This window comes from Pseudomonas sp. HMSC08G10 (assembly GCF_001808425.1).
Taxonomy (GTDB): Bacteria; Pseudomonadota; Gammaproteobacteria; order Pseudomonadales; family Pseudomonadaceae; genus Aquipseudomonas; species Aquipseudomonas guariconensis.
In genome coordinates, this window is the sequence record NZ_KV793298.1 from 382,355 (window position 1) to 408,402 (window position 26,048).

Below are 26,048 nucleotides of genomic sequence, written 5' to 3' on the forward strand. Positions count from 1 at the left end.
GGGGCGCTTTCCTTGACGATGGCGTCGGCCGGGATGCCTTGCTCCTTCGCCGCTTCCAGCATGTCCTGCAGGCAGTCGGCGTACTCGTCCAGATCATCGATCAGGTACACCTGGGTCGACTGCGGGCGCTTGCCGGAGATCGGTGAGCGCGGCGGCTGCGGACGGCCATTGAGGTTGTCCTGGTCGATCAGGTAGAACTCGAGTTCGAAGGCTGCGCAGATATCCAGGCCCAGCTCGTCGAATTTGGCGACCACTTGACGCAGCACTTCACGTGGGTCGGCGAAGAATGGGGCGCCGTCCAGCTCATGCATGGTCATCAGCAGTTGGGCAGTGGGGCGCTTCTGCCAAGGCTCGTCGGACAAAGTGCCGGGGATCGGATAGCAGATGCGGTCGGCATCGCCGATGTCCAGGCCAAGGCCGGTGCTCTCGACGGTCGAGCCGTTGATATCCAGGGCAAACAACGACGCCGGCAGATTGATGCCTTTCTCGTATACCTTGTGCAGGCTGGCGCGCTCGATGCGCTTGCCGCGTACCACACCGTTCATGTCGGAAATCAGCAGATCGACGAACTGCGTGTCCGGATGAGCCTCTAGGAATTCATTCATCTCGCTGGAAGAACTGGCGCACGGGATTACCGACGTCATGGCTGTACATCCTTTGATTCGGGGCGGCGATGTGGAGGGATACTGCTGGCGCCTCGCGGGCGGCGATGGTTGCTACTGTTGTTCTTTTCACTGTCCCATCGTTGGGGATAGGGTGCGACCCGGTGTGCATTGATTCCCGGGGGCCGTTCCACTATAAAATGGCCTCAACGCAACAGACATTGGCATTTCGGCAAGCAGAGCGTGCAACAATGCAATATCAGATTACCCATGCCGACCTTTCCCTGGTCCTGGCCCTAGAGCGTGGTCGCTCGCTGGCCAAAGCCGCCGAACTGCTCAAAGTAGACGTCTCGACGGTGTTTCGCTCGATTCGCCGACTGGAGTCCGCACTGGGCACAGCACTGTTCGTCAAGAGTCGCAAAGGCTACCTGCCCACCGATACCGCCCAGGCCCTGGCAGAGCAGGCCGAGCGCGCCGAGCAGGCGCTCGATGCCGCACGCATCGCCCTGACCAGCGGGGAACAGGTCGTCAGCGGTACCGTTCGTCTGACGTGCACCGAAGCAGTCATGCACAGCCTGTTGCTGCCAGCGCTGGCCGATTTCATGTCGAACTACCCTGCCCTGTCGCTGGAGCTAGGCACCTCCAACACCTTCGCCAACCTCAGTCGACGCGATGCCGACATCGCGCTGCGCCTGACCAACACACCGCCCGAGCACCTTGTCGGCCGCTGCCTGGGCTCCACGTCCTACGTGGTCTGCGGCCAAGCGCAGTGGCGCGAGCGCCTGGACGAGTCGCATCACAGCGTGCCGTGGATCGCCCCGGACGACTCGATGCAGGACCATCCCACAGTCGTCTGGCGCAACCAGCAGTACCCTGGCCTGAATCCACGCTACCAGTGCAGCAGCATGTCGACCATCGCCCAGCTGGTGAGCACCGGCCTTGGCGTCGCGGCACTACCGGACTACATGGTCGATGCCCTGCCCGAGGTCGAGGCCCTGAGCGGCCCCCTGCCCGGTTGCGACACCCAGCTGTGGCTGCTGACCCGCCCGGACTGCCGAGCGCTGCGCTCGGTACAGACCTTGTTCGAAGAGCTCACCCCGCGCCTGCGCGACGCCATGTTGTGAGAACGCGCCAAGGAGGGTTGTCTGCCGTCTATGCATCCCGTTATCGTCAGGGTAGAGCGTGCTGGTGTCTGTTCCGGTGCTTTCGCGAACAAGTCCGCTCCCACATGCACAACGCCGTGCCTGTGGGTTTACCCGCGAAGCAGCCAACACAGGGCCGACAGACCAGCACCTGACAAAACAGCGCTTCCCTATTGGCTGGTGATTTTTTAAACTATCGAGTCCGCCTGCCCACTCTGGGCTGCACGCTAACGCATTTGCTACTGAGGAAGACCATGGCCCGCGTAACTGTTGAAGACTGCCTGGAACACGTGGATAACCGCTTTGAGCTGGTCATGCTCTCGACCAAGCGCGCCCGTCAGCTGGCCACCGGCGGCAAAGAGCCGCGCGTTGCATGGGAAAACGACAAGCCGACCGTCGTCGCCCTGCGCGAAATCGCCGAAGGTATCGTCACTCCTGAGTTCATCGCCGCCGAAGAGATCGTCACTGAAGATCCGGTCTTCGCTGCGTTCGAGGACGAGAACAACGAGGCTGTCTGATCCATGCCCGGTCGACATCGTGCGGCACAAGGCCCTCTCCCTCGGCAGGAGGTGAACCCATGCCGGGTATAGAAGCCCTCGCCGAACGGCTGTCGACCTACCTCGGCCCCGACCAGGTCAATCTGGTCCGCCGGGCCTACTTCTACGCCGAACAGGCGCACGATGGCCAACGCCGCCGCAGCGGCGAGCCCTACGTGACCCATCCGCTGGCCGTGGCCAGCATCCTGGCCGACATGCACATGGACCATCAAAGCCTGATGGCCGCCATGCTGCACGATGTGATCGAAGACACCGGCATCGCCAAGGAAGCCCTCTGCCAGCAATTCGGCGAAACTGTCGCCGAGCTGGTCGACGGGGTCAGCAAGCTGACCCAGATGAACTTCGAGACCAAGGCCGAGGCCCAGGCCGAAAACTTCCAGAAGATGGCTATGGCCATGGCCCGGGACATCCGTGTGATCCTGGTCAAGCTGGCCGACCGCCTGCACAACATGCGCACCCTGGAAGTGCTCTCTGGCGAAAAACGCCGACGCATCGCCAAGGAAACCCTCGAAATCTACGCCCCCATAGCCAATCGCCTGGGCATGCATAATGTGCGCGTGGAATTCGAAGACCTCGGCTTCAAAGCGATGCACCCGATGCGTTCCTCGCTCATCCACCGCGCCGTCAAGAGCGCCCGTGGCAACCGCAAGGAAATCGTCGCCAAGATCGAACAGTCGCTGGCCAATTGCCTGGCCGCGGACGGCATCGAGGGCGAGGTCAGCGGCCGGCAAAAACACCTCTATGGCATCTACAAGAAGATGCGCGGCAAGCGCCGCGCCTTCAACGAGATCATGGACGTGTATGCCTTCCGCATCATCGTCGACAAGGTCGATACCTGCTATCGCGTGCTCGGCGCCGTACACAACCTGTACAAGCCGCTGCCCGGTCGCTTCAAGGACTACATCGCGATTCCCAAGGCCAACGGCTACCAGTCGCTGCACACGACGCTATTCGGCATGCACGGCGTACCCATCGAGATCCAGATCCGCACTCGCGAAATGGAAGAGATGGCCAACAACGGGATCGCCGCCCACTGGCTGTACAAGTCCAACGAGGACGAACAGCCCAAGGGCAACCATGCCCGCGCCCGGCAATGGGTCAAGGGCATCCTCGAACTGCAGCAGCGTGCCGGCAACTCGCTGGAATTCATCGAGAGCGTCAAGATCGATCTGTTCCCGGACGAAGTCTACGTCTTCACGCCCAAGGGCCGGATCATGGAGCTGCCCAAAGGCTCCACCGCCGTCGACTTCGCCTACGCAGTGCATACTGACGTCGGCAACAGCTGCATCGCCTGCCGCATCAATCGCCGCCTGGCGCCCTTGTCCGAACCGCTGCAAAGCGGCTCGACAGTGGAAATCGTCAGCGCGCCGGGCGCACGCCCCAACCCAGCCTGGCTCAACTTCGTGGTCACCGGCAAGGCGCGTACGCACATTCGTCACGCACTCAAGCAGCAACGCCGCTCCGAGTCGATCAGCCTGGGCGAACGCCTGCTGAACAAAGTGCTCACCGGTTTCGACAGCAGCCTGGAGAAAATCCCGCCGGAGCGCATCCAGTCCATACTCAGCGAATACCGACTGGAGCTGCTCGAGGATCTGCTCGAAGACATCGGCCTGGGCAATCGCATGGCCTATGTTGTGGCTCGCCGCCTGTTGTCCGCCGAAGGCGAGCAACTGCCCGCACCGGAAGGCCCGCTGGCCATCCGCGGCACCGAAGGCCTGGTGCTCAGCTACGCCAAGTGCTGCACCCCGATCCCCGGCGACCCGATCGTCGGGCACCTATCGGCCGGCAAAGGCATGGTCGTGCACCTGGAAAACTGCCGCAACATCAGTGAAATCCGCCACAACCCGGAAAAATGCGTGCAGCTCTCCTGGGCCAAGGACATCACCGGTGAGTTCAATGTCGAACTGCGTGTCGAGCTGGAGCACCAGCGCGGCCTGATCGCCTTGTTGGCCAGCAGCGTCAATGCCGCCGACGGCAATATCGAAAAAATCAGCATGGACGAACGCGACGGCCGTATCAGCGTGGTCCAACTGGTGGTCAGCGTGCATGATCGCGTGCACCTGGCCCGCGTGATCAAGAAGTTGCGTACCCTGACCGGCGTGGTCCGCATCACCCGCATGCGTACGTAGTCCGTCAACCAAGGAGTCATCATGACCAAGACCGTCATCAACAGCGACAAGGCCCCAGCCGCCATCGGCACCTACTCCCAGGCGATCAAGGCCGGCAACACCGTCTACATGTCCGGCCAGATCCCGCTGGATCCGAAAACCATGGAACTGGTCGAAGGCTTCGAAGCCCAGACCGTCCAGGTCTTCGAAAACCTCAAGGCCGTTGCCGAGGCCGCTGGCGGTTCGTTCAAAGACATCGTCAAGCTGAACATCTTCCTCACCGACCTGAGCCACTTCGCCAAGGTCAACGAGATCATGGGTCGTTACTTCGAGCAGCCTTACCCAGCGCGCGCCGCTATCGGCGTTGCCGCTCTGCCGAAAGGCTCCCAGGTCGAGATGGACGCGATCCTGGTCATCGAGTGATGCCTCCGGTGACGGGCGCCCTGCCCGTCACCTTTCCTGCCCCAAGGTTTTACGCCATGCGCCATGCCCTGCCCTTTGCACTGGCAGCCCTGCTCCTGGGCGGCTGTGCCAGTCACAAACCTGAAGACTACAACGGCACCTGGATCAACCAGGACGCCATCGATGCCGCCGACGGCAGCAGCCTGCACCAGGCCCTGAGCAAAAAAGGGCCCGTACTCGAATGGAAAATCGACACCGCCAACCAGCAAGCCAGCTACAGCAACGGCTTCGAGGCAGTGGATGGTTACCTGAGCGCGAAGGAAGACCAGTGGCAGGCCAGCTTCACCGGCGGCCAGACCGAGCAACTGGACCTCAGTGGCGACAAACTGCGCGTCACCTCGCAAAACGGCAACAAGCAGACCTTCGTGAAGGTGCCGACGGCCTCCGCCAACACACCGCTTGGCGGCAGTTTTGAAAAGGCCCTGTATACCGCCTATCTGGGTGGCGAGTGGAAGATCGTCGAGGGTCCGGGCAAAGGTGCGACGGTGCGCTTCGCCGACAACGGCAGCGTGACTGGCCTGCCGAATCTGGATCGCTACGCACTCTGCCTGGCGGGTGATTGCGCCGACATGGGCGGCGACAACGACAGCCTGTGGTTAGAGCGCAACCAACGAGGCGCGCCGTGGATATTCAAGCGCGACGGCGACACGCTGGAGATCCATCAAGCGGTCAATCGTGCCCAGCCAGACGAAAAGCCGCAGCTGGCCCCCGGCGCCCGGCAGTGGGTGCTTGAGCGCGACTGATTCGACCTCGCAAATCCCTCGCTCCCACAGGCACCGCGGCACCCTCAATAACGCCACGGTGCCTGTGGGACGGGTTTAGCTGCGAACACCCGAGGCTGTCCTGCCAGAAGCAGCCTTGATTGCGGTCTACCCTTTCAAGATTGCGGTGTACCCTTCCCTGTAGCTTGGATACTGCGGCGCCCATCCCAGCGCACGTGCTCGTGCATTGCTGCAGCGCTTGCTGCCGGTACGCCGAACGCGTTGCTCGTCCGACCATTCGCTCACGCCCATGTACTGGCGCAGCCAGCCCACTACCTCGGCCAAGGGTGCAGGGTCGTCATCAACGCCGATATAGCATGCGTCCAGCGCCACGCCACGGGCGTCGGCCTGGAGCAGGAAGGCCAGCAAACCTGCCGCATCCTCGGCATGGATGCGGTTGCCATACAGCGGCGGCTCCTCGGCCACCCGGTAACCCTGACGCACCTGGCTGAGCAGCCACTCCCGACCCGGGCCATAGATGCCGGTCAGGCGCACGAGCGTTGCGGGCAGCCCGCTGTGCAGCGCCAACTGCTCGGCCTGCAGCATCACGCGGCCCGAATAGCCTTGGGGTTCAGTCACCGCGTTCTCGTCGACCCACTCGCCCTGCGCCTGCGCATACACACTGCTGCTGGACACGAACAGCAGCCGTCGGGGCTGCTGTCCACGCGCCTTTAGCCAATCGAGCACATGACGCAGACCGTCGACATAAGCAGCCTGGTATCCCGCCTCATCGTGTTGGCTGGCGGCCACGCAGTACACCAGGTAGTCGGGCGATCGCTGGGGCCAGGCTGCCGGTATCGCGGGCTCGGACAGGTCGGCGGCAATCGGCAAGACGCCCGCAGGCAGGTGCTCGACCGAGCGTCGTAAGCCACTGACCTGCCAGCCCAGCGCCAGCAACTGGCGAGCTAGACGACCGCCTACATCACCGCAGCCAACGATCATCACGCAGGGTTCGGACATTTCAATCGCTCCACAGGCAAAGGTTCAGGCTACCCGGATTAATCGATAGGCGGCTAGACGATGGTTAAAAAAGGCAACTTTATTACTTCTGCTAACAAGAATTACTTGCAATAATGGCGCCCTATCTGTTCTCGGCCCGCCTCGAGGCCTTGGAGAACGTCACCTTTTTATCTTCATCAGGTCCGGCCAGCATGACACGTACACAATCCTCCGCTTCGCCAACCACGTCGCGCGCATGGCGCGCCATCGCCGCGCTGACCCTCAGCCTGGTGCTGGCCCCGGCCGCTATGGCCGATGAGCCTGCCACCGCAGCCACCAGCGCCCCCGCTGCCGCTGCAGCACCTGCCGCCCCGGCTCCAACCGGTGAAACCCAGGCCCCCGCTGCTACCCCCAATGCCCAGGCACCTGCGGACGAGAACGTCCAGGCCCTGGTCGAAGACACGTCTCTGGGCATGGCACACGATCTTTCTCCCTGGGGCATGTACAAGAACGCCGACGTAGTCGTCAAAGCCGTGATGATCGGCCTGGCCATCGCCTCGCTGATCACCTGGACCATCTGGATCGCCAAGGGCTTCGAGCTGATGGGTGCCAAGCGCCGCCTGCGTGGCGAAATCGCCTTGCTGAAGAAAGCAGCCAGCCTCAAGGAAGCGAGCGACGCCGCCAACAAGGCAGGCACCCTGGCCCACACCTTGGTCCATGATGCGCTGGACGAAATGCGCCTCTCGGTCAATGCCCGTGAGAAGGAAGGCATCAAAGAGCGCGTCAGCTTCCGCCTGGAGCGCCTGGTCGCCGCCAGCGGCCGCAGCATGAGCAGCGGCACCGGCATGCTTGCCACCATCGGTTCCACTGCGCCTTTCGTCGGACTGTTCGGTACCGTCTGGGGCATCATGAACAGCTTCATCGGCATCGCCAAGACCCAGACCACCAACCTGGCCGTAGTCGCCCCCGGCATCGCCGAAGCCCTGCTGGCCACCGCCCTGGGCCTGGTCGCGGCCATTCCGGCCGTGGTCATCTATAACGTCTTCGCCCGCTCGATCGCCGGCTACAAGGCCCAGGTCTCCGACGCCTCGGCCCAAGTACTGCTGCTGGTGAGCCGTGACCTGGACCACCAGGGTGGCGAGCGCATTGCCCCGCACATGGTGAAAGTGGGGTAAGCCATGGGCCTGCATCTCAACGAAGGTGGCGACGACCTCGCCGAAAACCACGAAATCAACGTCACGCCTTTCATCGACGTCATGCTGGTGCTGCTGATCATCTTCATGGTCGCCGCCCCGCTGGCTACCGTCGACATCAAGGTCGACCTACCAGCCTCGACCGCCAAGCCGGCGCCGAGGCCCGAGAAGCCGGTGTTCGTCAGCGTCAAGACCGACAAGAAACTCTATGTCGGCGATGACGAGGTGGCCCAGCGCGACCAGCTTGGCGCAATGCTCGATGCCAAGACCAAGGGTGACAAGGAAACCACGATCTTCTTCCAGGCCGACAAGGGGGTTGATTACGGCGACCTGATGGAAGTGATGAACACCATGCGCGCCGCCGGCTACCTCAAGGTCGGCCTGGTCGGTCTCGAAACGGCAGCCAAGCAATGACAACGACACGGTCCAACCTGGCGCGCTACGGCGTCAGCCTGGCGATCGTGCTGGGCGTGCATGTGCTGGCGGTGCTACTGACCCTGAACTGGTCCGTGCCCCAGGCCGTCGAGCTGCCACCGGCAGCCATGATGGTCGAGCTGGCGCCGCTGCCCGCACCGGCACCGCCACCACCGCCCAAGGCCGCACCGCAGCCTCCGGCACCGGTCGAAGAGCCTCCGCTGCCCAAGCTGGTGGAGGCGCCCAAGCCGAAGATCGCCATCGCCAAACCACCCAAGCCCAAGGCCAAGCCTCAACCGCCCAAGCCTGAGAAAAAACCTGAGCCGCCGAAGGATTTGCCACCGGCCAAGGAACAGGTCGCGGACACGCCGCCCAGCAACACACCACCGCAGAAATCGGCGGCACCGGCGCCGAGCATCGCGTCCAACAGCAATGCGCTGCCGACATGGCAGAGCGACTTGCTGCGCCACCTGGCCAAGTACAAGCGATATCCGGAAGACGCTCGCCGCCGTGGTCTGCAAGGCATCAACAGGCTGCGCTTCGTGGTCGACGCCGAAGGCAAGGTATTGTCGTTCTCGCTGGCCGGTGGTTCGGGCAGTGCGGCGCTGGACCGAGCAACCCTGGAAATGATCCGCCGGGCGCAGCCAGTACCCAAACCGCCGAAGGAATTGCTGAACAATGGTCAGATCGAAGTCGTGGCGCCGTTCGTCTACTCGCTGGACCGTCGCTGATACTTTTGTTTCTGTCACAAAACAGCAAGTCTGATAACGTGCGTCTATCGATTGCAGCCGCTATGCTGGGGCCGCAACTTCATGGACGCACGTTATGACCCTCACAGAATTACGCTACATCGTCACACTCGCCCAGGAGCAGCATTTCGGCCACGCCGCCGAGCGTTGCCATGTCAGCCAGCCGACCCTGTCGGTCGGTGTGAAGAAACTCGAGGACGAGCTTGGCGTGCTGATCTTCGAGCGCAGCAAGAGCGCGGTGCGTCTGACCCCGGTCGGTGAAAGCATCGTCGCCCAAGCGCAGAAGGTCCTGGAGCAGGCCCAGGGTATCCGCGAACTGGCCCAGGCCGGCAAGAACCAACTCACCGCGCCGCTCAAGGTCGGTGCCATCTATACCGTCGGTCCCTATCTCTTCCCGCACCTCATTCCGCAGCTGCACCGGGTCGCCCCGCAGATGCCGCTGTACATCGAAGAGAACTTCACCCACGTGCTGCGCGAAAAACTGCGCAACGGCGAGCTGGACGCCGTGATCATTGCCCTGCCGTTCAACGAGGCCGACGTACTGACGCTGCCGCTGTACGACGAGCCCTTCTACGCGCTGATGCCCGCCGATCACCCTTGGACCGCCAAGAAGACCATCGACACCGCCATGCTCAATGACAAGAGCCTGCTGTTGCTCGGCGAGGGTCACTGCTTCCGTGACCAGGTGCTGGAGGCCTGCCCGACCATCAACAAGGGCGGCGAAGGCTCCAAGCACACCACGGTCGAATCCAGCTCGCTGGAAACCATCCGCCACATGGTCGCCTCAGGGCTTGGCGTGTCGATCCTGCCGCTGTCGGCCGTACACAGCCACCATTACGCCCCAGGCGTGATCGAGGTGCGCCCACTCACGGCGCCTTCGCCTTTCCGTACAGTCGCCATCGCCTGGCGCGCCAGCTTCCCGCGGCCCAAGGCCATCGAGATCCTCGCCGACTCGATCCGCCTCTGCTCGGTCGCCAAGCCGCCTGCGGAAAAATCGGCCTGACCCATGACCGAGCTGTCGACTGTCCCGGTGACCGCCCTCAAGGGTGTGGGCGAAGCCATGGCCGAGAAACTGGCCAAGGTCGGCTTGGAGAACCTGCAAGACCTGCTGTTTCACCTGCCGCTGCGCTATCAGGATCGCACCCGCGTGGTGCCCATCGGGGCTTTGCGTCCCGGTCAGGACGCGGTGATCGAAGGTGTGGTCAGCGGCGCCGACGTGACCATGGGCAAACGCCGCAGCCTGGTGGTGCGCCTGGGAGACGGCACCGGCGTGCTGAGCCTACGTTTCTATCATTTCAGCAATGCCCAGAAAGAAGGCCTCAAGCGTGGCACCCATCTGCGCTGCTACGGTGAGGCCCGCCCCGGTGCGTCGGGGCTTGAGATCTATCACCCGGAGTACCGCGCGCTCAATGGCAGCGAACCGGCGCCACCAGTCGAACAGACCCTGACGCCCATCTATCCGAGTACCGAAGGCCTGACACAGCAACGCCTGCGCCTGTTGTGCCAGCAGAGCCTAGCCATGCTCGGCCCGCGCAGCCTGCCGGACTGGCTGCCCGAAGAACTGGCCCGGGATTACCACCTGGCGCCGCTGGACGATGCGATCCGCTACCTGCACAACCCACCGGCCGACGCCGACCTCGACGAACTCGCCGAAGGCCAGCACTGGGCCCAGCATCGCCTGGCCTTCGAGGAGCTGCTGACCCATCAGCTCTCCCAACAGCGCCTGCGTGAAAGCCTGCGCGCCCTGCGAGCCCCGGTATTGCCCAAGGCCAGCCGCCTGCCAGCGCAGTACCTGGCCAACCTGGGCTTCAGCCCCACCGGCGCCCAGCAGCGGGTCGGCAACGAAATCGCCTACGACCTCAGCCAGCCCGAGCCGATGATGCGTCTGGTGCAGGGCGATGTCGGCGCAGGCAAGACGGTAGTCGCGGCCCTTGCCGCCTTGCAGGCCCTGGAAGCCGGCTACCAGGTGGCCCTCATGGCGCCTACCGAGATCCTCGCCGAACAGCATTACCTGACCTTCAAACGCTGGCTCGAGCCCTTGGGCCTCGAGGTGGCCTGGCTGGCCGGCAAGCTCAAAGGCAAGGCGCGCGCCAGCGCCTTGGAGCAGATCGCCAGCGGCGTGCCGATGGTGGTCGGCACCCATGCGCTGTTCCAGGAGGAAGTGAAATTCCGTCGCCTGGCCCTGGCGATCATCGACGAGCAACACCGGTTCGGCGTCCAGCAGCGCCTGGCCCTGCGCCAGAAAGGCGTGAACGGCGAACTGTGCCCGCACCAGTTGATCATGACCGCCACCCCGATTCCGCGCACGCTTGCCATGAGCGCCTACGCCGACCTGGACACCTCCATCCTCGACGAGCTGCCCCCTGGCCGTACCCCGGTGAACACCGTGCTGGTGGCCGACAGCCGGCGCTTCGAAGTGGTCGAGCGGGTACGCGCGGCCTGCGCCGAAGGGCGCCAGGCGTATTGGGTCTGTACCCTGATCGAAGAGTCGGAAGAACTGACCTGCCAGGCGGCAGAAAGCACCTTCGAGGAGCTGGGCAGCGCCCTGGGCGAACTGCGTGTGGGCCTGATCCACGGACGCATGAAACCGGCGGAAAAAGCCGCGGTGATGGCCGAGTTCAAGGCCGGCAATCTCCAGTTGCTGGTGGCGACCACCGTGATCGAGGTGGGCGTGGATGTCCCCAACGCCAGCCTGATGATCATCGAGAACCCCGAGCGCCTGGGCCTTGCCCAGTTGCACCAGCTGCGCGGCCGGGTGGGCCGGGGCAGCGCGGTCAGCCATTGCGTGCTGCTCTATCATCCGCCCCTGTCGCAGATCGGCCGTGAACGCCTGGGTATCATGCGCGAAACCAATGACGGCTTCGTCATCGCCGAGAAAGACCTGGAGCTGCGCGGCCCCGGCGAAATGCTCGGCACCCGCCAGACCGGTCTGCTGCAGTTCAAGGTAGCGGATCTGATGCGTGACGCAGACCTGCTCCCTGCCGTGCGTGATGCAGCCCAGGCGCTGCTGGCCCGTTGGCCCGACCATGTCAGCCCACTGTTGGACCGCTGGCTGCGCCATGGCCAACAGTACGGACAGGTGTGATACCGATCACGAAATGCACCCAAACCTAGAGGCCTGTTTTGCAGCCTCACGCTGCCTGGGCCACCATCGAAGCATAATGGATCCAGTTATCGCGCCGGGTGGTTATACTTCGCGTTTAAAAGAAAACCTTGGACTCAGACCATGACTGAAGTTGCCCTGGATACTTCGACCCCACACGCACCCTCTGTCATTCGGCTGTTGCTCGACAAGCTCGGCGTGCCCTACCGCGAAGTGCCCGAACATGCGCAGCTACCGGTCAACGCTCGAGTCCAGGCGATCCTTCTCGACGACGAAGTCGGCGCTTTGATGGTGCTGTTCCCGCAGAGCCAGTTGCTGGACTTGAACCGCCTGACCGAGCTTACCGGTCGCAAGCTGGTGGCCGTGCCGGTCGCACGCCTTGCGCACATGCTCGACAAGCATGCCCTCAAGACCCTGCCGGGGATCCCGGCATTGACCAGCTACCCCTGCCTCTACGAAGCCAGCCTGCTGAAAGTCGACAATCTGCTGATCCAGTCCGGTGAACCCGGCTTGCTGCTTGAGATCCCACGTGAGGCATTCAAAGGCATGTTGAGCAAAGCCAGCGCGGGTAACTTCGGCGAACAGACCCACGACATCCGGCCCAACCTCGACCGCCCGCACGATGACCCCCAGGAAATCACCCGCGCCGTCCAGGCCTTCACCGCACGACGCATCCAGCAACGCCTCGAGCAGACCATCGAGATTCCTCCGCTGGCGGACACCGCACAGAAAATCATCAAACTGCGCGTCGACCCCAATGCCAGCATCGATGACATCACCGGTGTCGTGGAAACCGACCCGGCCCTGGCCGCTCAGGTGGTCAGTTGGGCAGCCTCGCCTTACTACGCCTCGCCCGGCAAGATCCGTTCGGTGGAGGATGCCATCGTGCGCGTACTGGGCTTCGACCTGGTGATCAACCTGGCCTTGGGCCTGGCGCTAGGCAAGACCTTGAGCCTGCCCAAGGACCACCCTCAGCAAACCACGCCCTACTGGCAGCAGTCGATCTACACCGCTGCGGTTATCGAAGGCCTGACCCGTGCCATGCCCCGAGCCGAGCGACCTGAGGCCGGCCTGACCTACCTGGCGGGCCTTCTGCACAATTTCGGGTATCTGCTGCTGGCGCACGTGTTTCCGCCGCACTTCTCGCTGATCTGCCGCCATCTGGAGGTCAATCCGCACCTGTGCCACACCTACGTGGAGCAACACCTGCTGGGCATCAGCCGCGAACAGATCGGCGCCTGGCTGATGAAGCTGTGGGACATGCCTGAAGAGCTGTGCACCGCGCTGCGCTTCCAGCACGACCCGAGCTATGAGGGGGAGAATTCGGCGTTCCCCAACCTGGTGTGCCTGGCGATTCGCCTGTTGCGGGCCCGCGGTATCGGCTCAGGGCCTCAGGAGGAGATTCCCGAGGCCCTGCTGGAACGGCTGAGCCTGACCCGGGAAAAGGCCGATGATGTCGTGAACAAGGTGCTGGAGGCCGAGGCGTTGCTGCGCGAACTGGCCTCGCAGTTCCATGCCCCGCATTAAGCGGTGAGCAGCTTTGGGAGCAACCGCCTTGTGCACCGGCCTGCTCAGGTAAACCCGTGACCCCTAGGGGGTCGGGCTTACCCGCCGAGAAGACAACAGGAAAAGCCGCTCCCCTTATCAGCCCTTCTTCTTGGGCTTGAGGTATTTCATCAGGCCCTGGAACCAGATGACCAGCGCCGGATTGCCCTTGATCTGGATACTCTTGTCCTGAATGCCTTGCATGAAGGCCAGCTGCTTGTTGCTGGCCTGGAGCGTGGCGAAGCCAAAGGCTGCGTCCTTGAAGGCAATGGCGAAGGCCGGCTGCGGGTGCAGGCCCCCTTTACTGCTGATGCGCTCGCCGCTGACGATGAAATGCCGGCCGATCCGGCCATCGAGGGTCTGCATCTGGAACACCAGATCCTTGTCACGCAATTGTTGCTGGAACGCCGGATTGTTGCGGCTGGCCCTGGCCATCAATAGGCCCATGGCCCAGAGCAGGAAGCGAAACTTCATCAACACGCCTCGACTAAAAAATGACTGAGCGGCGCAGTTTATCCTTTTATTGGTCGCTCAATGCAAATCTGCTGTTTCGACGATTTTCCAGGTACCTGAATGCACAACGGGCGCCCAGGGCGCCCGTTTGGATAACCACTGTTATCGATGAAGGGTCATTTGCCTTTTTTCGCAGGCTTGGCGGGTTGGTTGACGCTGTCGCGCAGGTTCTTGCCGGGCTTGAAGGCAACAGTGTTGCTGGCTTTGATCTTGACGGGCTGGCCGGTCTGCGGGTTCTTGCCGGTGCGGGCGCCACGATGACGTTTTTCAAAAGTACCGAAACCGACCAGGGTGACCGTGTCCTTGTCCAGCGCACCGGTGATGCTGTCGAGGATCGCATTCAAGACCTGGTTGGCCTTTTCCTTGGTCAAGTCGGCCTTTTCGGCGATAACAGCGGCGAGTTCTGGTTTACGCATAGTGAAGCCTCTTATACGGGATTTCTTGTTGTTATTGCCGTGCTGCTTCGCGAAGCAGCGTTCAAGGCACCGCAGGCTCTAATCTGCGGCAGACGGGAGTGAGAATGGCACGCTCACCGAAGCCGCGCCAGTACTTGGGTGGCCATTGTCGCTTCAAGAACAGGACATACCCGACAGAGCGCCCGCTATTTACGCCATCAGGGGTGGCAACTGCCGATTGAGCGCCAGCTTTTCCATTACCGCCGTGCCGGTCAACGCATAGCCCAGCAGTTGGCCAGAGGCATCGTGGCAGAGCACCTTGAGGTCGGCGCCCTGCCCCTCGACCTGCCAGACACCTTCGCGCCCAGGTGGGGGCGGGGAAACCACCAGCGGGCACGCTGGGGTTTTAACGGTCACCGGCATCGGCCCATAGGCGACAGCGGTAGGGTTGCCAGCGAGCGTCTGGGCCAAGGCCCGGGCGCAGGTCATCAGCGGCATGACATAGAGCAGGTTGATTCCGTCGACCTCGGCGCAATCGCCAAGGGCGAAGATATTAGCGTGGGAGGTGCGCAACTGCCGGTCCACCACCACACCCCGGTTTGTCTGCAAGCCCGCGGCAGCGGCAAGGTCCGTGCGCGGGCGCAGGCCGATGGCCGAGACCACCAGGTCACAGGCGATCACGCGGCCATCGGACAGGTGTGCCTCCAGGCCTTGTTCATCGCGCTGCAGGCGGGTCAGCACCGGCCCCAGATGAAAGCGGACCCCAAGCCCCTCCAGGCCCGCCTGTACCGCACTGGCCGCAGCGGGGTGCAGTAGGGTTGGCATCACTTGCTCACAAGGGGCGACCACATCGACTTCGAAGCCGCCAAGGCTCATGTCGTTGGCGAACTCGCACCCGATCAGGCCAGCGCCGAGGATCAGCACCCGGTGTTTGCCTGCCGCCGCGGCCCGAAAGCGCCCATAGTCTTCAAGATCATTGATGGGGAAGACCAGGTCAGCCGCATCGCCCTCGATCGGCACTTGGACCGTCTGTGCGCCCCACGCCAGGATGAGATCGCGGTACTCGACCGCCTCTTCACCGATCCACAGACGCTTGTGGCCAGGATCGATGCCACTGATGGGAGTATGGGTACGGATCTCGGCCTTGAGCTGTTCAGCCATGGCGCCCGGCTCGGCCATGCACAGGTCGTCGGCATCCTTCTGCTTGGCAAAGCCGGTGGAAAGCATGGGCTTGGAGTAGGAACGGCCATCGTCGGCAGTGATCAGCAACAGCGGCGTATCGCTGTCGAGCTTGCGAAACTCCCGGGCCAGATTGTAGCCCGCAAGGCCGGTACCGATGATCACCACGGGGGACGTCATGTCATGCTCCTCTCGTTGAACAGGTGTGATCAGCCGATGGCGATCATTTCGAAATCACTCTTGCCGACACCACAGTCGGGGCACAGCCAGTCTTCCGGCACGTCTTCCCAGCGGGTGCCCGGGGCGATGCCGTCATCCGGCCAGCCTTCGGCCTCGTCGTAGATCAGGCCACAGACTATGCATTGCCACTTCTTCATCTCGTTCTTCCTCATCTGGATCAGGCGCGGCGGTACCGCAGGGGCTTTGTACTGGCCCTTCCAGCAGTATGCAAGCAACAGCGGCAAACATGCTAAGCTCGCCGCCTCTCTGGCTGTAACAAGCATACCGACGTGCCGTACGAAACCCCGCAAGCAGCCGCTGTCGCGTGGCTGCCGTATTCACAGCTGGCTGCCGGCATCGAACCGTCGATTCTCGACTGGCTCTTCGATCAAGGCTCCCTGACTCGCCGCCTGACCCACCTCTCCCGTGACCACTTCGCCGTCACCCCCCTGTTCGAGGGCTGGCAGCCCCTGCGCGATGACGAATGCCAAGCCTTGGGCCTGGCTCCTGGCGAAGAAGGCTGGGTGCGCGAAGTCTACTTGCGCGGCCATGGCCAACCCTGGGTGTTCGCCCGCAGCGTGGCCGGGCGCAGCGCCCTGGAGCGCGGTGGCCTGGACCTCGAGACGTTGGGCAGCCGCTCGCTGGGCGAGCTATTGTTCTGCGACCAGGCCTTCACCCGTCACCCCATCGAAGTGTGCAGTTATCCACAGGCTTGGCTGCCGCCCGAAGCGCGCCATGCCAACCTGTGGGGGCGGCGTTCGCGGTTTGCCCGCGATGGCCTTGACCTGCTGGTGGCCGAGGTGTTCCTGCCGGCCCTGTGGCAAGCGGCCAAGGAGGAAATCCGCTGATGTACCTGCAACTGCTCAAGTCGTTCAACCGCCTGCATCCCCGGGCCTGGGACTTCATCCAGCTCAGCCGCATGGACCGCCCGATCGGCATCTACCTGCTGCTGTGGCCCACCCTTTCTGCAGTGTGGATCGCCGGCAACGGCTCGCCGACGCTGGCCAATGTGCTGATCTTCGGCCTGGGCGTGGTACTGATGCGTGCCGCCGGCTGCTGCATCAACGACTTCGCCGACCGCAAGGTCGATGGCCATGTCAAACGCACCGCCGACAGGCCGCTGGCCAGCGGCCGGGTAAGGCCTCGCGAAGCGCTGATGCTGTTCGCGATCCTGGTGGGAGTGAGTTTCCTGCTGGTACTGTGCACCAATGCCCGCACGGTATGGCTGTCGTTCGGCGCGGTGGCATTGGCATTCTGCTACCCATTCATGAAGCGCTACACCTACTACCCCCAGGTGGTGCTGGGTGCGGCTTACTCGTGGGGTATCCCCATGGCGTTCACCGCCGCAGGGGGCGAGCTGCCGGCCAGCGCCTGGCTGTTGTACATCGCCAATTTGCTGTGGACCGTGGGCTATGACACCTATTACGCAATGGTGGACCGCGACGACGACCTGAAGATCGGCGTGAAATCCACGGCAATCCTCTTCGGCGAGGCCGACCGGACCATCATCCTGACTCTGCAAATGCTGTCGCTGGGCTGCCTGTTGCTGGCGGGCCATCGCTTCGACATGGGGGGATGGTTCCACCTGGGCCTGCTTGCGGCAGCTGGGTGTTTTGCCTGGGAATACTGGTCTACGCGCAAGCTGGACCGAGAATCGTGCTTCAAGGCCTTCCTGCACAATCACTGGGCAGGGATGCTGATCTTCATCGGTGTGGTGGTGGACTACGCATTGCGCTGAGCCCTGCACCATCGCTGTGGGACGGGTTTAGCCGCGAATCGATGGTAATTGCACCTTCGCATTCGCGGGTAAACCCGCTCTGTAAGGTTCAAGGCTTGGCGATATGCCAGACGTCCTTCACGCCGTCACCGGTCTTGTCCCCGGCTTTCTTGTCCTTGATGAAGGTATACAGCGGCTTGCCGTCATAGGCCCACTGCTTTGTCCCGTCATCGCGGGTGACCTGGGTCCACTTGTCTTTGGCGGGCTCGTCTTCGGCCTTGACCATCAACGGTGGCCAGTTCTTGGCGCACTCGCCGTTGCACATGGACTTGCCGTCGGCATCCTTGTCGAAGGTGTAGAGGGTCATGCCAGCATGATCGACCCACATGCCATCCTTTTCCATCGCGTGGTGGGCCGATGCCACCCCCGGTAGCGCCAGCGCAGCGAAAAGGGCCATCCAGCTCAGCGTATGTCGTGTCATTGGAATCACCATGGTTTCGGGGGGTGTAAATGAGGTTTCGCCACCGCCGTGGCGGCCCCTTCAAGCCTAGTCCAGTCATGGAATGTCGCCAGAATCGCCAATGTCCTGTCACACAGCTGCAATAATTCCGTTATCTAATGCGGGCCAAGACACAGTTCCTGGGAGAGGTTTTACGCAATGGTTGGCAGAAACATTCTGATCGTCGACGACGAAGCGCCCATTCGCGAGATGATCGCCGTTGCATTGGAAATGGCCGGCTATGACTGCCTGGAAGCGGAAAACTCCCAGCAAGCCCATGCCATCATCGTCGACCGCAAGCCGGACCTGATCCTGCTCGACTGGATGCTGCCCGGCACCTCGGGCATCGAGTTGGCCCGGCGCCTTAAGCGCGACGAGCTGACCGGCGACATCCCGATCATCATGCTCACCGCCAAGGGTGAAGAGGACAACAAGATCCAGGGCCTGGAAGTCGGCGCCGACGACTACATCACCAAGCCGTTCTCGCCTCGTGAGCTGGTCGCGCGTCTCAAAGCCGTACTGCGCCGCACCGGCCCCAGCGACAGCGAGGCGCCGATCGAAGTGGGTGGTCTGCTGCTCGATCCGATCAGCCACCGCGTGACCATCGACGGCAAGCCCGCCGAGATGGGCCCCACCGAATACCGCCTGCTGCAGTTCTTCATGACCCACCAAGAGCGCGCCTACACCCGGGGCCAGTTGCTCGACCAAGTCTGGGGCGGCAATGTCTATGTCGAGGAACGCACCGTCGACGTGCATATCCGTCGCCTGCGCAAGGCATTGGGAGAAGCCTACGAAAATCTGGTACAAACCGTCCGAGGCACCGGCTACCGCTTCTCGACCAAGAGCTAGCTGCAAGCGCCAAGCTTCAGGCGGCACGCGCCGGCAGCACCGAACAGCTTGCCGCCAGGCTTGGAAAAAAGGACTGAACAGCACCACCGATCCGCTTCTTCTTGCAGCTTGAAGCACACAGCTTGCAGCTCGAAGCTGGATCCGAAGGATCCCCTCAATTGAACCAGAACTGGCACGCGACCTTGATTCGCCACATGCTGCTGCTGATCACCGTCTGCCTGATCGGCGGGCTGGTCAGCGGCTACTACGGCTGGAGCCTGGCCATCGGCCTTGCGCTCTACCTGGGTTGGACCCTCAAGCAACTGCTGCGCCTGCACGACTGGCTGCGCAATCATCAGCCCGACGAAGCCCCGCCCGATGGCTACGGCCTATGGGGCGAGGTGTTCGACAGCATCTACCACCTGCAACGTCGCGATCAGCGGGTGCGCGGCCGCCTGCAGGCAGTGATCGACCGGGTGCAGGAATCCACCGCGGCGCTGCGCGATGCGGTGATCATGCTCGACAGCGAAGGCAACCTCGAATGGTGGAACCGCGCCGCCGAAACCCTGCTGGGCTTCAAGACTCCACAGGATGGCGGCCAGCCGGTGACCAACCTGGTGCGCCACCCGCGCTTCAAGGAGTACTTCGAATCGGAGAACTACGTCGAGCCGCTGGAGATCCCTTCCCCGATCAACGACCGGATGCGGGTCCAGCTTCATATCACCCGCTATGGCAACAACGAGCACCTGATGCTGGTACGCGACGTCACCCGCATCCATCAGCTCGAGCAGATGCGCAAGGATTTCGTCGCCAACGTCTCCCACGAGCTGCGCACCCCCCTGACGGTCATCACAGGGTACTTGGAAACCCTGCTGGACAACGTCGACGACGTGAACCCACGCTGGGGCCGGGCGCTCCAGCAGATGAGCCAGCAAGGCGCACGGATGCAGGCACTGCTCAACGACCTGCTGCTGCTGGCCAAGCTCGAAGCCACCGACTATCCCTCGGACAATCAGCCCGTGGCCGTCGAGGCCCTGCTGCAATCGATCAAGGGCGACGCTCAAGCGCTGTCCGGACCACGCAACCAGCGCATCACGCTGGAGGCGGCGCCTGGCGTGCGCCTCAAGGGCAGCGAGTCGGAACTGCGCAGCGCCTTCTCCAACCTGGTGTTCAACGCCGTGAAGTACACCCAGGACGAAGGCAACATCCGCATTCGCTGGTGGGCGGACGAGCAAGGTGCTCACCTCTCCGTGCAAGACTCCGGCATCGGCATCGATGCCAAGCACCTGCCCCGCCTGACCGAGCGCTTCTACCGGGTCGACTCCAGCCGCGCCTCCAATACGGGCGGCACAGGGCTTGGCCTAGCGATTGTCAAGCACGTGCTGCTGCGCCATCGTGCACGTCTGGAGATCAGCAGCGTGCCAGGCCACGGCAGCACCTTCACCTGCCATTTCGCACCTGCCCAGGTGGTGACGAACAAAGCCTGAAACCACGGCACCGCAGGCGCGATTTTATCCGCCGACGCCGGCACAGCCGGTGCATGACACCCAGGTGTCTGGTTAGCGGCTGAACCCGCTCCCACGAGGTGCGTGCCAGCCGTGCAGGCGGCGTTGCCACCAACGGGGTGGTAGCGCGCCCTTTGCTTTTGCAGCTTCAGCCGCTACATTGGATCCCCTGTGCCAGCCAACGCTGGCACTTTTTTTCTCCCTAATTCAAAGACGGACCCTGTAAAAACTCCATCATGGACCCTTCCCCTGGTTTCAGCTTCATCTCCCTCTTCGCCGACTTCGGCATGATTCTCTTTGCCTTCCTTCTGGTGCTGCTCAACGGCTTCTTCGTTGCCGCCGAGTTCGCCATGGTCAAGTTGCGCGCGACCCGCGTCGAGTCGATCGCCGAACTGCACGGCTGGCGCGGCAGCATCCTGCGCAAGGTTCACAACCAACTGGACGCCTACCTGTCGGCCTGCCAGCTGGGCATCACCCTGGCCTCCCTGGGCCTGGGCTGGGTCGGTGAGCCGGCCTTCGCGCACCTGCTCGAGCCGCTGCTAGCCGCCGTTGGCGTCGATACGCCGGAGCTGGTCAAAGCGATCTCGTTCTTCGTCGCCTTCTTTGTGATCTCCTACCTGCACATCGTGGTCGGCGAGCTGGCGCCCAAGTCCTGGGCGATCCGCAAACCCGAGCTGCTGTCGCTGTGGACGGCGGTGCCGCTGTACCTGTTCTACTGGTTGATGTACCCGGCGATCTACCTGCTCAACGCCAGCGCCAACACCATTTTGCGTATCGCCGGCCAGGGCGAGCCTGGACCGCACCACGAGCATCATTACAGCCGCGAAGAACTCAAGCTGATCCTGCATTCGAGCCGTGGCCAGGACCCAAGCGACCAAGGCATGCGTGTACTGGCTTCGGCGGTGGAGATGGGCGAACTGGAAGTGGTCGACTGGGCCAACTCCCGCGAGGACATGGTCAGCCTCGATGCCAAGGCACCGCTCAAGGAAATCCTGGCGATGTTCCGTCGCCACAAGTTCAGCCGCTACCCGGTCTACGACGCCGAGCGCGAAGAGTTCGTGGGGCTGTTGCACATCAAGGACCTGCTGCTGGAACTGGCCGAGATGGACCACTTCCCAGAAACCTTGGACTTGGACGACCTGGCTCGCCCGCTGGAGCGCGTCTCGCGGCACATGCCGCTGTCCCAGCTGCTGGAGCAATTCCGCAAGGGCGGCGCGCACTTCGTGCTGGTCGAGGAAGCCGACGGCAAGGTGATCGGCTACCTCACCATGGAGGACGTGCTGGAAGTGCTGGTCGGCGACATCCAGGACGAGCACCGCAAGACCGAACGCGGCATCCTCGCCTACCAGCCAGGCAAGCTGCTGGTACGTGGCGACACGCCATTGTTCAAGGTCGAACGGCTGCTGGGGGTGGATCTGGACCACATCGAGGCCGAGACCCTGGCAGGTCTGGTCTATGAAACGCTCAAGCGCGTGCCGGAGGAAGAGGAAGTGCTGGAGGTCGAAGGCCTGCGCATCATCATCAAGAAGATGAAAGGGCCGAAGATCGTGCTGGCCAAGGTACTGAAGCTCATCTGACTGCCCTGGGGGCGCTTTGCGCCCCATCGCTGGCTGGCACCAGCATCCACAGCGCCCCCTGCAAGCTCAAGGGTTGCCAGCGGTGAAGTCTGGCATCCCTCCGATCGGTCGGTCGAACTGGTAGGGAATGGACTCCAACGCCAACCCCACGTTGCGCTGCACCACGAAATGCAGGTGCGGCCCGCTGCTGTTGCCGGTATTGCCCGACTTCGCCAATGGCGCCCCCTGCAACACCCGCTGCCCTTCGCTGACCACCACCGACCCGCGCATCAGGTGCAGATAGACACCCATGGTGCCATCCGGGTGCAGGATCCTGACGAAGTTGCCCGCCGGGTTGTTGCCACGGCCCGTCTGGCTGTTCTCGATCTTCACCACCACCCCGCCCCGTGCCGCGACGATCGGTGTGCCTTCGGGCATGGCGATGTCCATGGCGTAGCGCCCTTTGGGGCCGAAGTGGCTGAAGCGCCCGTTCGGGCCCTGGCTCAGCCGGAACGGCCCTCCTTGCCAGGGGAACGGATAGCGGAACGCCTGCGGGCGTCGGGCGGGGTCACCCAGGGCATAGCGCAGTTTCGACTCGTACTTCACCTGCTCGCCGGGCAAAGCCGCCAGTACCGTCAGCACCTGGGTCGAGCGCGGCGGCACCACGCGTCGGACGATCCGGGGCGCATTGCCGCCCTGGACATTGGCCAGGCGCTGCAAACGCAGCTCGACCTCCACCGGCGCGAACAGATCGTTACGCACGAAAAAGCGCGTACCGCCCGCAAAATCGACTGTACGCAAACGCACCTGGCGTTCCAGCCGCTCGAACATCGGCTCGCGCAGCACGAACGCTTTGGCACCAGGGCTTGGGTGTTCAGAGTAGGAGACCACGCCGTAGGCATCGGTGGTCTTGTACAGGGTCATGCCCACGCTCGACGCCGAGACCGTGAGCAAGGCACAGAACAGCAGCAGACGAGTTGGCATGGCGGTGGCTTTTTGACAGTTATTGTGTCTGGAAGCCTAGCAGTCGGATTTCAAAGGGGTATTGCAGTTGGTCGGGAATTGAGCAATTGGCCATCACTGGCGCCCCGCTTCACCCGTGAAAACGGGCAAAGCCGTGGTATCCATGGACGGTGGCTGCTTCACAGGTAAACCCGCTCCCACACGTGCTCCGCGGATACCTGTGGGCGGGTTTACCTGCGCGCAGCCGCGCTCCGGATTGACGATCTAGGCGCCGGGGGTGAAGTGCTTCTGCGCGGTTCCGCGGGCGATCAGGCGCGACAGGTAGTCGAGCTTCTGCGCATCCTGGTCGACGAACTTGAACGTCAGTTGCAGCCAGTCGCTTTCAGGCTTGGGCTCCAGGGCGGCGATGGCGTGCAGGTAGCCATTGAGCCGCGCGACTTCGGCATTCTCGCCTTGCTCCAGGTCCAACACCGCCCCTTCGAGCACCTGCGGCAGGGTGGCGCTGCGACGAACCACCAGCAAGGCTTCCTTGAGGCTCAGGGCCTTGATCACGCAGGGCTGGGTACCGCTGGACAAGCGCAACTGCCCCTGGCCACGTCCACTCTGGGCTGCGGCGGCGGCCGTCTTCGGGGTCGGGGCGTTGATCAGTGGTTTGCCAGGCGCAGGTGCCGGCGCAGCGGCAGCAGCCACCGGGGCCTTGACCGTCTCGGGGCGACCGCCGGTCAGGGCACTGAGCGAGTCATTGGCAAATGCCGAGTTGACCCGCGCCGGCGCGCTGGCCATCAGGCTGTCGAGCTTGCCGAGTTTGGTCAGGGACTTCTTCACCTTGGTCAGCAGTTGCTCGTTGGTGAACGGCTTGCCCACAAAGTCGGAAACACCGGCCTGGATGGCCTGGATCACGTTTTCCTTGTCGCCACGGCTGGTCACCATGATGAACTGCAAGTCCTTGTACTCCGGCTGCTGCCGGCACCAGGTGAGCAGTTCCAAGCCAGACATCTCCGGCATTTCCCAATCGCACAGGACCAGGTCGAACCGCTCCTTGCCCAGCATGGCCATGGCCTTGCGGCCGTTGACCGCATCTTCGATGACGATGCCTGGGAAGGCATTGCGCAGACACTTCCTCACCAAGTCCCGGATGAATGGCGCATCATCCACGACCAGCACATTGACCTTACTCATCGATACTCCTCTTGAACCCCGACTAGCATACCGCCGACTGATGGCCATTTGCCAAACCACTGGTCACGCCGGGACTCCTCTGGTCATTCGCGGGTGCCTGCTGGCTGCTCGACCGCAAACGAAAACGCCCGGCCTAGGCCGGGCGTCGATGCTCGGGAGCAATCCTACTTATCGTCCGATTCGGCCGGAACATTAGCGATTTCGCCATCGTCGGCCGCTTCGCCCAGCACTTCGGCCTTCATGCGTTTGAGGCCCATGTGACGCACGTCGGTGCCGCGCACCAGGTAGATCACCAGTTCCGAGATATTGCGCGCATGGTCGCCGATGCGCTCCAGCGAACGCAGGGCCCAGATTACGCTCAGCACGCGGGAGATCGAGCGCGGATCTTCCATCATGTAGGTGACCAGTTCACGCAGGGCGGTCTTGTACTCGCGGTCAATGGTCTTGTCGTACTGGGCCACCGAGAGGGCGAGATCCGCATCGAAACGGGCGAAGGCGTCCAGCGCGTCACGCACCATGTTGCGGACCTGGTCACCGATGTGGCGCACTTCGACGTAGCCGCGTGGCGACTCGCCTTCCTCGCACAGCTGAATGGCGCGGCGGGCGATCTTGGTCGATTCGTCGCCGATGCGCTCCAGGTCGATCACCGACTTGGAGATGCTGATGATCAGACGCAGGTCAGAAGCCGCCGGCTGACGACGGGCGAGGATGCGCACGCACTCCTCGTCGATGTTGCGCTCCATCTGGTTGATCTGCTCGTCGACTTCACGCACCTGCTGGGCCAGGCCCGAGTCGGCCTCGATCAACGCGGTGACGGCGTCGTTGACCTGCTTCTCGACCAGGCCACCCATCGCCAGGAGGTGGCTGCGAACCTCCTCGAGCTCGGCGTTGAACTGCTGGGAGATGTGGTGGGTAAGGCTCTCTTTGTTGATCATGCTTTCGCTCCGCGAAGTTGCAAGCCTCAAGCTGCAAGCTTCAAGTGGTTCGTGTCGTTCCCTGGCGCCGCGCTAACCGCTTTTTCTGGCAGCTGGCAGCTTGAAGCTTGCAGCTGCGCCAAAGGCGCCCTTAGCCGTAACGACCGGTGATGTAGTCTTCGGTCTGCTTCTTCGCCGGATTGGTGAACAGCGTGTCGGTATCCCCGAATTCGACCAGTTTGCCCATGTACATGAAGGCGGTGTAGTCCGATACGCGGGCCGCCTGCTGCATGTTGTGGGTCACGATGACGATGGTGTACTTGGATTTCAGTTCGTAGATCAGTTCTTCGACCTTCAGCGTCGAGATCGGGTCCAGGGCCGAACAAGGTTCGTCGAGCAGCAGCACCTCCGGCTCAACGGCGATGGTACGGGCAATGACCAGACGCTGCTGTTGACCACCGGACAGGCCCAGTGCCGAGTCGTGCAGGCGGTCCTTGACCTCATCCCACAGAGCCGCGCCCTTGAGGGCCCACTCGACGGCTTCGTCGAGCACGCGCTTTTTGTTGATGCCCTGGATGCGCAGGCCGTAGACCACGTTTTCATAGATGGTCTTGGGGAACGGGTTGGGCTTCTGGAACACCATGCCGACGCGGCGGCGCAGCTCGGCCACGTCCTCGCCCTTGCGGTAGATGTTGTTGCCGTACAGGTTGATCGCGCCTTCCACGCGGCAACCGTCGACCAGGTCGTTCATGCGGTTGAAGGTGCGCAGCAAGGTCGACTTGCCGCAGCCAGACGGGCCGATGAAGGCGGTCACGCGCTGCTTGGGAATGTTCATCTTCACGTCGTACAGCGCTTGCTTGTCGCCGTAAAACAGGGACAGACCCGGGACTTCGATGGCCACGGTTTCTTCGGCCAGGCGCAGGCTCTGCTTGTCGCGGCCCAGGGCGGACATGTCGATGCCGTGGGCGTGGGATTCATGCTGCATGTTCTCACTCCGTTCGTAGCT

General features: G+C 62.9%; 26 protein-coding genes and 1 pseudogene. 16 read left to right on the forward strand and 11 right to left on the reverse strand.

Annotated features, from left to right (window positions below; genetic code table 11):
• Positions 1-644: pseudogene (locus HMPREF3173_RS24880) on the reverse strand (glutamine synthetase); the annotation flags it as partial.
• Positions 645-853: 209 nt separating this feature from the next.
• Here HMPREF3173_RS24880 and HMPREF3173_RS07810 point away from each other — a divergent pair.
• From HMPREF3173_RS07810 to HMPREF3173_RS07830, 5 genes are all read left to right on the forward strand, one after another.
• Complete coding sequence (locus HMPREF3173_RS07810) at positions 854-1,726, forward strand: LysR family transcriptional regulator (protein WP_070572155.1); 873 nt, start codon at positions 854-856, stop codon at positions 1,724-1,726.
• 272 nt (positions 1,727-1,998) lie between these two features.
• A complete protein-coding gene (rpoZ, locus tag HMPREF3173_RS07815) occupies positions 1,999-2,262 on the forward strand; it encodes a DNA-directed RNA polymerase subunit omega (RefSeq protein WP_008091595.1) in 264 nt (87 codons plus the stop codon).
• A 59-nt stretch (positions 2,263-2,321) separates the two neighbouring features.
• Positions 2,322-4,430 (forward strand): bifunctional GTP diphosphokinase/guanosine-3',5'-bis pyrophosphate 3'-pyrophosphohydrolase, encoded by a 2,109-nt coding sequence (gene spoT, locus HMPREF3173_RS07820; RefSeq protein ID WP_043209897.1) that lies wholly within the window; start codon positions 2,322-2,324, stop codon positions 4,428-4,430.
• Positions 4,431-4,451: 21 nt separating this feature from the next.
• Positions 4,452-4,832, forward strand: coding sequence for a RidA family protein (locus HMPREF3173_RS07825; RefSeq protein ID WP_043209898.1), 381 nt, complete (start codon positions 4,452-4,454; stop codon positions 4,830-4,832).
• Positions 4,833-4,888: 56 nt separating this feature from the next.
• Positions 4,889-5,614: a hypothetical protein gene (locus tag HMPREF3173_RS07830; RefSeq protein WP_070572157.1), complete on the forward strand. Its 726-nt coding sequence runs from the start codon at positions 4,889-4,891 to the stop codon at positions 5,612-5,614.
• A gap of 126 nt (positions 5,615-5,740) precedes the next feature.
• Here the strand turns inward: HMPREF3173_RS07830 and HMPREF3173_RS07835 are convergent, their stop codons facing one another.
• Positions 5,741-6,592 carry an SDR family oxidoreductase gene (locus HMPREF3173_RS07835; protein WP_070572159.1) on the reverse strand — a complete coding sequence of 284 codons (852 nt, stop codon included), beginning with the start codon at positions 6,590-6,592 and terminating at the stop codon, positions 5,741-5,743.
• 191 nt (positions 6,593-6,783) lie between these two features.
• On the opposite strand from HMPREF3173_RS07835, the gene exbB reads away from it, so the two are divergent.
• From exbB to HMPREF3173_RS07865, 6 genes are all read left to right on the forward strand, one after another.
• Positions 6,784-7,746 (forward strand): tonB-system energizer ExbB, encoded by a 963-nt coding sequence (gene exbB / locus HMPREF3173_RS07840; protein ID WP_070572281.1) that lies wholly within the window; start codon positions 6,784-6,786, stop codon positions 7,744-7,746.
• A gap of 3 nt (positions 7,747-7,749) precedes the next feature.
• Positions 7,750-8,178: a TonB system transport protein ExbD gene (exbD, locus tag HMPREF3173_RS07845; RefSeq protein ID WP_043209902.1), complete on the forward strand. Its 429-nt coding sequence runs from the start codon at positions 7,750-7,752 to the stop codon at positions 8,176-8,178.
• The gene (locus HMPREF3173_RS07850) at positions 8,175-8,909 is read left to right on the forward strand and encodes an energy transducer TonB (RefSeq protein ID WP_043209905.1); all 735 of its coding nucleotides are present in this window, start codon (positions 8,175-8,177) and stop codon (positions 8,907-8,909) included. Before exbD ends, HMPREF3173_RS07850 begins: the two co-directional genes overlap by 4 nt.
• Positions 8,910-9,003: 94 nt before the next feature.
• Positions 9,004-9,930, forward strand: a complete 927-nt coding sequence (locus HMPREF3173_RS07855) for a hydrogen peroxide-inducible genes activator (RefSeq protein ID WP_043209907.1) — start codon at positions 9,004-9,006, stop codon at positions 9,928-9,930.
• Positions 9,931-9,933: 3 nt separating this feature from the next.
• Complete coding sequence (gene recG, locus HMPREF3173_RS07860) at positions 9,934-12,012, forward strand: ATP-dependent DNA helicase RecG (protein WP_070572161.1); 2,079 nt, start codon at positions 9,934-9,936, stop codon at positions 12,010-12,012.
• A gap of 141 nt (positions 12,013-12,153) precedes the next feature.
• On the forward strand, positions 12,154-13,557 hold the full coding sequence (locus tag HMPREF3173_RS07865; protein ID WP_043209911.1) for an aminoacyl-tRNA deacylase and HDOD domain-containing protein: 1,404 nt from the start codon (positions 12,154-12,156) through the stop codon (positions 13,555-13,557).
• 117 nt (positions 13,558-13,674) lie between these two features.
• Here HMPREF3173_RS07865 and HMPREF3173_RS07870 read toward each other — a convergent pair whose 3' ends face one another.
• From HMPREF3173_RS07870 to HMPREF3173_RS07885, 4 genes are all read right to left on the reverse strand, one after another.
• On the reverse strand, positions 13,675-14,049 hold the full coding sequence (locus tag HMPREF3173_RS07870; protein WP_043209913.1) for a hypothetical protein: 375 nt from the start codon (positions 14,047-14,049) through the stop codon (positions 13,675-13,677).
• 155 nt (positions 14,050-14,204) lie between these two features.
• Positions 14,205-14,504: an HU family DNA-binding protein gene (locus HMPREF3173_RS07875; RefSeq protein ID WP_043209915.1), complete on the reverse strand. Its 300-nt coding sequence runs from the start codon at positions 14,502-14,504 to the stop codon at positions 14,205-14,207.
• 189 nt (positions 14,505-14,693) lie between these two features.
• Complete coding sequence (locus tag HMPREF3173_RS07880) at positions 14,694-15,842, reverse strand: NAD(P)/FAD-dependent oxidoreductase (protein ID WP_070572162.1); 1,149 nt, start codon at positions 15,840-15,842, stop codon at positions 14,694-14,696.
• A 29-nt stretch (positions 15,843-15,871) separates the two neighbouring features.
• Complete coding sequence (locus HMPREF3173_RS07885) at positions 15,872-16,039, reverse strand: rubredoxin (protein ID WP_011536423.1); 168 nt, start codon at positions 16,037-16,039, stop codon at positions 15,872-15,874.
• A 132-nt stretch (positions 16,040-16,171) separates the two neighbouring features.
• Between HMPREF3173_RS07885 and HMPREF3173_RS07890 the strand changes: the two genes are divergently transcribed.
• Together HMPREF3173_RS07890 and ubiA are read left to right on the forward strand one after the other, a co-directional pair.
• On the forward strand, positions 16,172-16,729 hold the full coding sequence (locus tag HMPREF3173_RS07890; RefSeq protein WP_070572164.1) for a chorismate--pyruvate lyase family protein: 558 nt from the start codon (positions 16,172-16,174) through the stop codon (positions 16,727-16,729).
• Positions 16,729-17,619: a 4-hydroxybenzoate octaprenyltransferase gene (ubiA, locus tag HMPREF3173_RS07895; RefSeq protein WP_070572166.1), complete on the forward strand. Its 891-nt coding sequence runs from the start codon at positions 16,729-16,731 to the stop codon at positions 17,617-17,619. The genes HMPREF3173_RS07890 and ubiA overlap by 1 nt, the downstream gene beginning before the upstream one ends.
• Before the next feature lie 88 nt (positions 17,620-17,707).
• Here the strand turns inward: ubiA and HMPREF3173_RS07900 are convergent, their stop codons facing one another.
• The gene (locus HMPREF3173_RS07900) at positions 17,708-18,079 is read right to left on the reverse strand and encodes a COG4315 family predicted lipoprotein (protein WP_043209922.1); all 372 of its coding nucleotides are present in this window, start codon (positions 18,077-18,079) and stop codon (positions 17,708-17,710) included.
• A 177-nt stretch (positions 18,080-18,256) separates the two neighbouring features.
• On the opposite strand from HMPREF3173_RS07900, the gene phoB reads away from it, so the two are divergent.
• From phoB to HMPREF3173_RS07915, 3 genes are all read left to right on the forward strand, one after another.
• Positions 18,257-18,946, forward strand: coding sequence for a phosphate regulon transcriptional regulator PhoB (gene phoB / locus HMPREF3173_RS07905; RefSeq protein ID WP_003253341.1), 690 nt, complete (start codon positions 18,257-18,259; stop codon positions 18,944-18,946).
• Between the two features lie 194 nt (positions 18,947-19,140).
• Entirely contained in the window at positions 19,141-20,412 is a 1,272-nt protein-coding gene (phoR, locus tag HMPREF3173_RS07910) for a phosphate regulon sensor histidine kinase PhoR (protein ID WP_256544146.1), read from the forward strand.
• Positions 20,413-20,666: 254 nt separating this feature from the next.
• Complete coding sequence (locus HMPREF3173_RS07915) at positions 20,667-22,007, forward strand: hemolysin family protein (protein WP_043209925.1); 1,341 nt, start codon at positions 20,667-20,669, stop codon at positions 22,005-22,007.
• Between the two features lie 66 nt (positions 22,008-22,073).
• Here the strand turns inward: HMPREF3173_RS07915 and HMPREF3173_RS07920 are convergent, their stop codons facing one another.
• The 4 genes from HMPREF3173_RS07920 to pstB all read right to left on the reverse strand — a co-directional run bounded on the left by HMPREF3173_RS07920 (position 22,074) and on the right by pstB (position 26,027).
• Complete coding sequence (locus HMPREF3173_RS07920; RefSeq protein ID WP_070572170.1) at positions 22,074-22,970, reverse strand: peptidoglycan DD-metalloendopeptidase family protein; 897 nt, start codon at positions 22,968-22,970, stop codon at positions 22,074-22,076.
• A 243-nt stretch (positions 22,971-23,213) separates the two neighbouring features.
• Positions 23,214-24,128: a response regulator gene (locus HMPREF3173_RS07925; protein ID WP_070572172.1), complete on the reverse strand. Its 915-nt coding sequence runs from the start codon at positions 24,126-24,128 to the stop codon at positions 23,214-23,216.
• 164 nt (positions 24,129-24,292) lie between these two features.
• Complete coding sequence (gene phoU / locus HMPREF3173_RS07930; protein WP_043209928.1) at positions 24,293-25,063, reverse strand: phosphate signaling complex protein PhoU; 771 nt, start codon at positions 25,061-25,063, stop codon at positions 24,293-24,295.
• Positions 25,064-25,193: 130 nt separating this feature from the next.
• Complete coding sequence (gene pstB, locus HMPREF3173_RS07935; protein WP_043209930.1) at positions 25,194-26,027, reverse strand: phosphate ABC transporter ATP-binding protein PstB; 834 nt, start codon at positions 26,025-26,027, stop codon at positions 25,194-25,196.
• Positions 26,028-26,048: the final 21 nt, after the last annotated feature.

Excerpts from the sequence above, each read along its gene's own strand:
- HMPREF3173_RS07850 (WP_043209905.1), top strand. The coding sequence starts at position 8,175 with ATGACAACGACACGGTCCAACCTGGCGCGCTACGGCGTCAGCCTGGCG.
- HMPREF3173_RS07900 (WP_043209922.1), bottom strand. The coding sequence starts at position 18,079 with ATGACACGACATACGCTGAGCTGGATGGCCCTTTTCGCTGCGCTGGCG.
- rpoZ (WP_008091595.1), top strand. The coding sequence starts at position 1,999 with ATGGCCCGCGTAACTGTTGAAGACTGCCTGGAACACGTGGATAACCGC.
- HMPREF3173_RS07880 (WP_070572162.1), bottom strand. The coding sequence starts at position 15,842 with ATGACGTCCCCCGTGGTGATCATCGGTACCGGCCTTGCGGGCTACAAT.
- phoU (WP_043209928.1), bottom strand. The coding sequence starts at position 25,063 with ATGATCAACAAAGAGAGCCTTACCCACCACATCTCCCAGCAGTTCAAC.
- HMPREF3173_RS07875 (WP_043209915.1), bottom strand. The coding sequence starts at position 14,504 with ATGCGTAAACCAGAACTCGCCGCTGTTATCGCCGAAAAGGCCGACTTG.
- HMPREF3173_RS07825 (WP_043209898.1), top strand. The coding sequence starts at position 4,452 with ATGACCAAGACCGTCATCAACAGCGACAAGGCCCCAGCCGCCATCGGC.
- spoT (WP_043209897.1), top strand. The coding sequence starts at position 2,322 with ATGCCGGGTATAGAAGCCCTCGCCGAACGGCTGTCGACCTACCTCGGC.
- exbB (WP_070572281.1), top strand. The coding sequence starts at position 6,784 with ATGACACGTACACAATCCTCCGCTTCGCCAACCACGTCGCGCGCATGG.
- HMPREF3173_RS07925 (WP_070572172.1), bottom strand. The coding sequence starts at position 24,128 with ATGAGTAAGGTCAATGTGCTGGTCGTGGATGATGCGCCATTCATCCGG.
- HMPREF3173_RS07855 (WP_043209907.1), top strand. The coding sequence starts at position 9,004 with ATGACCCTCACAGAATTACGCTACATCGTCACACTCGCCCAGGAGCAG.
- phoB (WP_003253341.1), top strand. The coding sequence starts at position 18,257 with ATGGTTGGCAGAAACATTCTGATCGTCGACGACGAAGCGCCCATTCGC.
- HMPREF3173_RS07810 (WP_070572155.1), top strand. The coding sequence starts at position 854 with ATGCAATATCAGATTACCCATGCCGACCTTTCCCTGGTCCTGGCCCTA.
- ubiA (WP_070572166.1), top strand. The coding sequence starts at position 16,729 with ATGTACCTGCAACTGCTCAAGTCGTTCAACCGCCTGCATCCCCGGGCC.
- phoR (WP_256544146.1), top strand. The coding sequence starts at position 19,141 with ATGCTGCTGCTGATCACCGTCTGCCTGATCGGCGGGCTGGTCAGCGGC.
- exbD (WP_043209902.1), top strand. The coding sequence starts at position 7,750 with ATGGGCCTGCATCTCAACGAAGGTGGCGACGACCTCGCCGAAAACCAC.
- HMPREF3173_RS07835 (WP_070572159.1), bottom strand. The coding sequence starts at position 6,592 with ATGTCCGAACCCTGCGTGATGATCGTTGGCTGCGGTGATGTAGGCGGT.
- HMPREF3173_RS07830 (WP_070572157.1), top strand. The coding sequence starts at position 4,889 with ATGCGCCATGCCCTGCCCTTTGCACTGGCAGCCCTGCTCCTGGGCGGC.
- HMPREF3173_RS07865 (WP_043209911.1), top strand. The coding sequence starts at position 12,154 with ATGACTGAAGTTGCCCTGGATACTTCGACCCCACACGCACCCTCTGTC.
- recG (WP_070572161.1), top strand. The coding sequence starts at position 9,934 with ATGACCGAGCTGTCGACTGTCCCGGTGACCGCCCTCAAGGGTGTGGGC.
- HMPREF3173_RS07920 (WP_070572170.1), bottom strand. The coding sequence starts at position 22,970 with ATGCCAACTCGTCTGCTGCTGTTCTGTGCCTTGCTCACGGTCTCGGCG.
- HMPREF3173_RS07915 (WP_043209925.1), top strand. The coding sequence starts at position 20,667 with ATGGACCCTTCCCCTGGTTTCAGCTTCATCTCCCTCTTCGCCGACTTC.
- pstB (WP_043209930.1), bottom strand. The coding sequence starts at position 26,027 with ATGCAGCATGAATCCCACGCCCACGGCATCGACATGTCCGCCCTGGGC.
- HMPREF3173_RS07870 (WP_043209913.1), bottom strand. The coding sequence starts at position 14,049 with ATGAAGTTTCGCTTCCTGCTCTGGGCCATGGGCCTATTGATGGCCAGG.
- HMPREF3173_RS07885 (WP_011536423.1), bottom strand. The coding sequence starts at position 16,039 with ATGAAGAAGTGGCAATGCATAGTCTGTGGCCTGATCTACGACGAGGCC.